Consider the following 5,765-nt stretch of genomic DNA (forward strand, 5'->3'; position numbering starts at 1 on the left):
TCGCGGGCCTCTGGGCGTCGCGGGCCTTCGACATCGCCGCGGGCGGCTCGGTCGGCCTCGCGATGAGCGTGCTCTACCTGCTCGCCCTCGGTGCTCGCCGGGTCATGCGGTGGATCGTGCGGCGCCCGGCGCGCTATCCTCGGGTGGCAGGAGAACTCGCATGACCAGACCGCAGAGGAACACGTGGCAGCGCGAGGCGGTGCGCGCAGCGCTCGCCGAGGCGCACGGCTTCGTGGGCGCCCAGCGACTGCACGAGACACTGCGGGCGCAGGGCTCGACGATCGGGCTCGCGACCGTCTATCGCTCGCTGGCGGCGCTCGCCGAGGCCGGGGAGGCCGACAGCCTGCAGTCGCCCGAGGGCGAGAACCTGTTCCGATCCTGCGCCACGCGGGGCCACCACCATCACCTGATCTGCCGGGGCTGCGGCGACACCCGTGAGCTCGAGGCCCGGGTCGTCGAGGACTGGGCGGCCAGAGTCGGCGCCGAGCACGGCTTCAGCGAGATCGAGCACGTCGTCGACCTCTTCGGGCTCTGCGCCCGATGCCGCGAGGTCGCGTAGGGCGTTCGCCCGGCACAATCGAACCCGGCAGCGACCCCCGGGTTCAGCCGAGATCGCCGCGCCCGCGCGGCGGCACCCAGACGAACTCGGGGTGCTTGGCGGTGCGACCGTCGCCGCTCGACCGGCCGGTCAGGCGGCGCTTGATCCACGGCAGCACGTGCTCGCGGGTGTACCGCAGCTGCTCGCGTCGGGTGGGGACGGGCAGCGGATCCGCGTCGATCACCCAGTCCGCCGGTGCCGGCCGGCCGAGGCTGCGGAGCACGTTCGTCGCCACCCGATGATGCCCGACCGGGGCCAGGTGCAGGCGATCGTGCGACCAGTACTCGCGTCGGGCGAGCACGGGGTCGCTCCAGTTGTCGCAGAACCGGATGCCGAGGCCTGCCGCGAGCTCCCCGGCCGCCGCCGTCAACTCGTCCCCCTTCGCCCGGACGCGGCCGCCGCTCGGCAGGCCGGCCGTCGGGTTCGCCCCCGCGAGGAGGAGGGGCTCGGCGCCGGTATCGAGGATCCGGCGCAGTGCGGCCTCGGTGCGGCCGATGATCCACGGCATGTCGGTGCCCGGACGCAGCATGTCGTTGCCGCCGCCGTTGAAGCTGATGAGGGTCGGTCCGAGTGCGAGTGCCGGCTCGAGCTGCTGCTCGACGATCGGGTCGAGCAGGCGGCCGCGGATCGCGAGGTTCGCGTATTGGATCGGCCGGCCGGTCGCGTCCGCGAGCCCCTGTGCCACGAGGTCGGCCCAGCCGCGCGCCGATCCGTCGGGGAGCTCGTCGCCGACGCCCTCGGTGAAGCTGTCGCCGATCGCGACGTAGCGGATCTCGGCCGGAAGCGCCTGGTTCGTCACGCGTCCACTGTACGGCAGCCGGGGTGCGGATTCTGCAGGCTCCTCTCCGCGCCCTCGCTTCCCCGATGCCCTCGCCTCGCCCGGATCGGCTTTTCGTGGATCGCACCGATCTGCAGAATGGCACAGGAATCCTGCGCAAATCGGTGTTCTTCTGCAGATCGGTGCAGTTCTGCAGGTGTCGGATCGGTTCCGAGCCGGTGAACCTTCGGCGAGACAGGTCGGCGCGCTCGATCCTCGAGCCTCGCTGCACCATTCCTATGGAACTGGTGATTTCGTTCCGCGGGCATTCTTATCTCAGGCACCGGGACTGCTACGCGGGCATATCAGGTGAGGCCCGCAGGCCGTTTGCGGAATGCGGCGCTTTCCGCGTAAGATTGATCTTTGGCTGTGCGCAGTCCCAGCGCGCAGACCGTGGGGGCGACTCGGATGAGATCCCGAGCCCCTGCAGACAAGAGATCTTGGGTGGGGCCTTCAGGCCTCACGGTAATGGAGGAAAACCATGGCAGCAGTGTGCCAGGTGACCGGAGCCGTTCCCGGCTTCGGACACAACATCTCGCACTCGCACCGTCGCACCAAGCGCCGGTTCGATCCGAACATCCAGAAGAAGACCTACTACGTGCCCTCGCTCGGCCGCAAGGTGACCCTCACCCTGTCGGCTAAGGGCATCAAGGTGATCGATGCCCGTGGCATCGAGGCCGTCGTGGCAGATCTGAAGAAGCGTGGGGTGAAGTTCTAATGGCTAAGGCACAGGACGTACGTCCCATCATCAAGCTCCGTTCGACGGCGGGCACGGGGTTCACCTACGTGACCAAGAAGAACCGTCGCAACACCCCCGATCGCCTCGTGCTCAAGAAGTACGACCCGGTGATCCGCAAGCACGTCGAGTTTCGAGAGGAGCGCTAAGCATGGCTAAGAAGAGCATGATCGCCAAGAACAAGCAGCGCCAGGAAGTCGTGGCCCGCTACGCCGAGCGCCGCCTCGAGCTGAAGAAGGCCCTGGTCGACCCCAACGGCACCGACGAGAGCCGCGAGGCCGCCCGCGTCGCGCTCCAGAAGCTGCCCCGCAACGCCTCGCCGGTGCGCGTGCGCAGCCGCGACGTCATCGACGGCCGCCCCCGCGGCGTGCTGTCGAAGTACGGCATCAGCCGTGTCCGCTTCCGCGACATGGCGCACCGGGGCGAGCTGCCCGGCATCACGAAGTCGAGCTGGTAACAGCTCGATCATAAGCACTGCCGAGTGCGACTGGTCGCGTGAGCGGCCAGTCGAGCTGGTAACAGCTCGACTCACGAGCCTTTCGTGCACGGGGCGATCGCGTAAGCGGTCGCCCCGTTGTCGTTCCACCGGTCGTTCCACCGGTCGTTCCACCGGTCGTTTCGCGGGACGCGCGCGGCCGGGTGCCGCCGAGGCCGCTGCACGAAACCGTACGAGATCGTCGAGACGGTACGAGATCGTCTGTCGAAAGGGTGCAGCGCGGACGATCGCGTACTGTCTCGTGCGCGCGGATGCCGCCGGGCGCTCGTGCGAGTCGACCGTACGGGCGGGTATCGCTACTCCGCCGCCCCGCGTTCCGCCTTCGCGGCGCGGGCCGCGTCGACGAGGGAGCGGGCGAGCAGGGTGAAGTCCTCGACGCTGCCGCCGCCGTCCTCGGGGTGCCACTGGACCCCGACGATCCAGCTCCCCTCGGTCGACTCCACGCCCTCGACCACGCCGTCGCCCGCCCGCGCGGTGATGCGCAGGCCGTCGCCCGGCCGGTCGATGGACTGGTGGTGCGCCGAGCGGATCGGCACGGGGCTCCGGCCGTAGATCTCGGCGATGCGGCTGCCCGGTTCGAGGTCGACCTCGTGGTCGATCATCAGGTCCGGGCCGGGGCGGCCGTTGTGCACGGTATGGAGACCGAGGTCGGGCACCAGCGAGCCGCCGAGCGCCACGTTGAGCAGCTGCGCGCCGCGGCAGATGCCGAGGAGCGGCCGTCCGGTCGCGATCGCCTGCTTCAGGATCGCGGACTCGTTGTCGTCGGCGGGGCGCTGCACGTCGGCCGCATCCACCTGCGCGATGGCCTCCGGGTCCGAGGTGTAGAGCGTCGGATCGACATCCGCGCCGCCGAGGATCAGCACACCGTCCACCTCCTCGACCAGCTGTTCCGGGGCGGCCGGCAGACGGAGGGAGTCGACGAGCCAGACCTGCACGTCGTCACCGGTGCTCATGATGACCCGGGCGGCGTTCGCGGCGAGCCGATGCAACTCGTCGGAGTAGTCCGCGGGGAGGTTCGGAGCATCCATGAAGTAGGTCGTGAGGATGCGGATCGGCCGCGTGGTCGTTGCGTCGGTGGGGTCTGACATGGGTATCGGTCTCCGGGGCATTGCTGTTCTGGCCGGCTCGGGAGCCGCCCTGAGGATCTACGGGGCGCAGCCGAATCGTCGCCGGGCGGGCCCTTCACACTCACCATAGATGCTCTGAGAGTTCGCTCAGGGTGAAACGATGAGAAATATGGCGCAAATCCGCACGATTCCGCCGATCCTCCGGGAATTTGGGGTAGATTCGTACGCGATCACCCGATCGAGCCCCGTGAGGGGCACACCACATGACGGGCACGGCTCAGCAGGGCCCAGCCCTCGGAAGGACAAAACATGTCGCTGAACAAGACGGAACTCGTTGCCAAGGTCGCCGCTGAGACCGGTCAGAGCCAGGCCGCGGTGTCGGCCGTGCTCGATGGCCTCTTCTCGGCAGTTTCCGAGACCGTTGCCAAGGGCGGCAAGGTGTCGATCCCGGGTTGGCTGTCGTTCGAGGCCGTTGACACCGCTGCTCGTACCGGTCGCAACCCGCGCACCAACGAGACCATCAACATCCCCGCGGGCAAGCGCGTGAAGGTGTCGGTCGGCAGCAAGCTGAAGGCCGCCGTCAAGTAAGCGTCGTCGCTGCTGCGAAGCCCCCGGCCGCGAGGTCGGGGGCTTCGTCGTTCTCCGGGCGGGATCATCCCGCGACGCGGAAGACGCCGTGCGCCCCGCGCTCGGCGTCGACCATGAGGTGCGACACGAACGGGTAGGTGCCGGACTCGGGGAACACGAGCTCGACGAATCCGCCCTGCGCGGGCTGCAGCGCGAGCGCCTGCGATCCGGTCGTTGCAGCCCGGTGCACCAGGTAGCGCCCCTCCGACCACACCGTGTCGAACTGGCCGCCCACCACGTGGAAGCTCGAGGCGCGGTTCGGCCCCGCGTCGAGCACCCAGATGCGCACCCGCTCGCCGACGGCGGCGGCCAGCGGAGCGTGGTCGTACTGGGCCGCATAGCCGTTGAACGTCACGAGGTCCGGCTGTTCCGCCGCGAGCCGATCCATGTCGACCTCGCCGTCCTGCGGCCCCAGGTAGTACTCGCCCTGCACGAGCGCGTAGCTCCGATCCGCCTCGGGCAGATCCTCGGGCTCGATGATCACTGCCCCGTACATGCCGTTCGCGATGTGCGCCGACATCGGCATGGTGGAGCAGTGGTACATCCAGATCCCCGACCGCGTCGCCGTGAAGGCGTAGGTCAGCGACTCGCCCGGCGCGATGGTGCGCATCGGTTCGTCGGGCGCGAGCGCCCCGGCGTGGAAGTCGATCGAATGCCCGATCGTGCCGTCGTTGACGAGCGTGATCTCGAAGGTGTCGCCGACGCGGCCGTGCAGGATCGGGCCCGGTGCGGAACCGCCGAACGTCCAGAGCCGCTGGCGCACCCCGGGCGCGACCTCCTGGACCTGCTCGGTCACCGGCAGTTCGATGCGGTGCGTCGTCGGCCGGTCGGTGGCGGGCAGCGGATCCAGCACCGCGTCGTAGGGGGAGAAGCCGGCGCCCGGATCCCGCGTCAGGTCGATGAGCCCGGCCGCGCTCTCGTCGGATGCCTCGCCGGATCCGGCGTGGTCGTGCTCGGCCGCAGCGCCCGGGTCGTCTGCGTCCGCGCCGTTCGCGCCGTTCGCGCCTGCGTCGCCGCCGGTCGCGATGATCTCGAGGGTCATCCCCATCTGACGATGCCCCACGATCGAGCACCAGCCGGCGACGTCGCCGGTGATGATCCCGACGTCGATGGTCTCGGAGGCGCCCGGAGCGAGACGCGTACCATGCACGCCGTTCGCCAGCACCAGGTCGTGCACGAGCTCCGGGTCGGCATTCGTCAGCTCGATCACCAGCCGGGTGCCCGCGGGAACCTCGATCCGGTTCGGCGTGAACCGCATGTCGGCGGCGGTGACGTGCACCGTCTGCGCGGGTGCGGCGGCGTCGGCGGTGGCTGTGTTCGCACCGCTCGCTCCGCTCGAAGACGTCGCCGAGGTTCCGAGCGCGTGCGGGTCGATCGCCCCGCCGATCGCCGCGACGAGGATCACCGCGAGCAGGCCGGCCACC

General features: G+C 69.6%; 8 protein-coding genes. 5 read left to right on the forward strand and 3 right to left on the reverse strand.

The window, feature by feature from the left end:
* Positions 1 to 160: 160 nt before the first annotated feature.
* Positions 161 to 559, forward strand: coding sequence for a Fur family transcriptional regulator (locus ACFPZL_RS09095; RefSeq protein WP_218114499.1), 399 nt, complete (start codon positions 161 to 163; stop codon positions 557 to 559).
* A gap of 43 nt (positions 560 to 602) precedes the next feature.
* Here the strand turns inward: ACFPZL_RS09095 and ACFPZL_RS09100 are convergent, their stop codons facing one another.
* Positions 603 to 1,397 (reverse strand): SGNH/GDSL hydrolase family protein, encoded by a 795-nt coding sequence (locus tag ACFPZL_RS09100; RefSeq protein ID WP_236021937.1) that lies wholly within the window; start codon positions 1,395 to 1,397, stop codon positions 603 to 605.
* A 499-nt stretch (positions 1,398 to 1,896) separates the two neighbouring features.
* On the opposite strand from ACFPZL_RS09100, the gene rpmB reads away from it, so the two are divergent.
* The 3 genes from rpmB to rpsN are packed head-to-tail and all read left to right on the forward strand — an operon-like array spanning position 1,897 to position 2,608.
* Complete coding sequence (rpmB, locus tag ACFPZL_RS09105; protein ID WP_218114500.1) at positions 1,897 to 2,133, forward strand: 50S ribosomal protein L28; 237 nt, start codon at positions 1,897 to 1,899, stop codon at positions 2,131 to 2,133.
* Positions 2,133 to 2,300, forward strand: a complete 168-nt coding sequence (gene rpmG / locus ACFPZL_RS09110) for a 50S ribosomal protein L33 (protein ID WP_218114501.1) — start codon at positions 2,133 to 2,135, stop codon at positions 2,298 to 2,300. Before rpmB ends, rpmG begins: the two co-directional genes overlap by 1 nt.
* Before the next feature lie 2 nt (positions 2,301 to 2,302).
* Positions 2,303 to 2,608, forward strand: coding sequence for a 30S ribosomal protein S14 (gene rpsN / locus ACFPZL_RS09115; RefSeq protein WP_218114502.1), 306 nt, complete (start codon positions 2,303 to 2,305; stop codon positions 2,606 to 2,608).
* Positions 2,609 to 2,943: 335 nt separating this feature from the next.
* Here rpsN and ACFPZL_RS09120 read toward each other — a convergent pair whose 3' ends face one another.
* Positions 2,944 to 3,735, reverse strand: coding sequence for a gamma-glutamyl-gamma-aminobutyrate hydrolase family protein (locus tag ACFPZL_RS09120; protein WP_218114503.1), 792 nt, complete (start codon positions 3,733 to 3,735; stop codon positions 2,944 to 2,946).
* Positions 3,736 to 4,023: 288 nt separating this feature from the next.
* Here ACFPZL_RS09120 and ACFPZL_RS09125 point away from each other — a divergent pair, with 288 nt between their 5' ends.
* The gene (locus ACFPZL_RS09125; RefSeq protein ID WP_218114504.1) at positions 4,024 to 4,302 is read left to right on the forward strand and encodes an HU family DNA-binding protein; all 279 of its coding nucleotides are present in this window, start codon (positions 4,024 to 4,026) and stop codon (positions 4,300 to 4,302) included.
* Between the two features lie 64 nt (positions 4,303 to 4,366).
* Here the strand turns inward: ACFPZL_RS09125 and ACFPZL_RS09130 are convergent.
* On the reverse strand, positions 4,367 to 5,765 hold a 1,399-nt coding region (locus tag ACFPZL_RS09130), incomplete at its 5' end, for a multicopper oxidase domain-containing protein (protein WP_382335169.1).

This window comes from Leucobacter soli (assembly GCF_042659205.1).
In the GTDB taxonomy this organism is placed as follows: Bacteria; Actinomycetota; Actinomycetes; order Actinomycetales; family Microbacteriaceae; genus Leucobacter; species Leucobacter soli.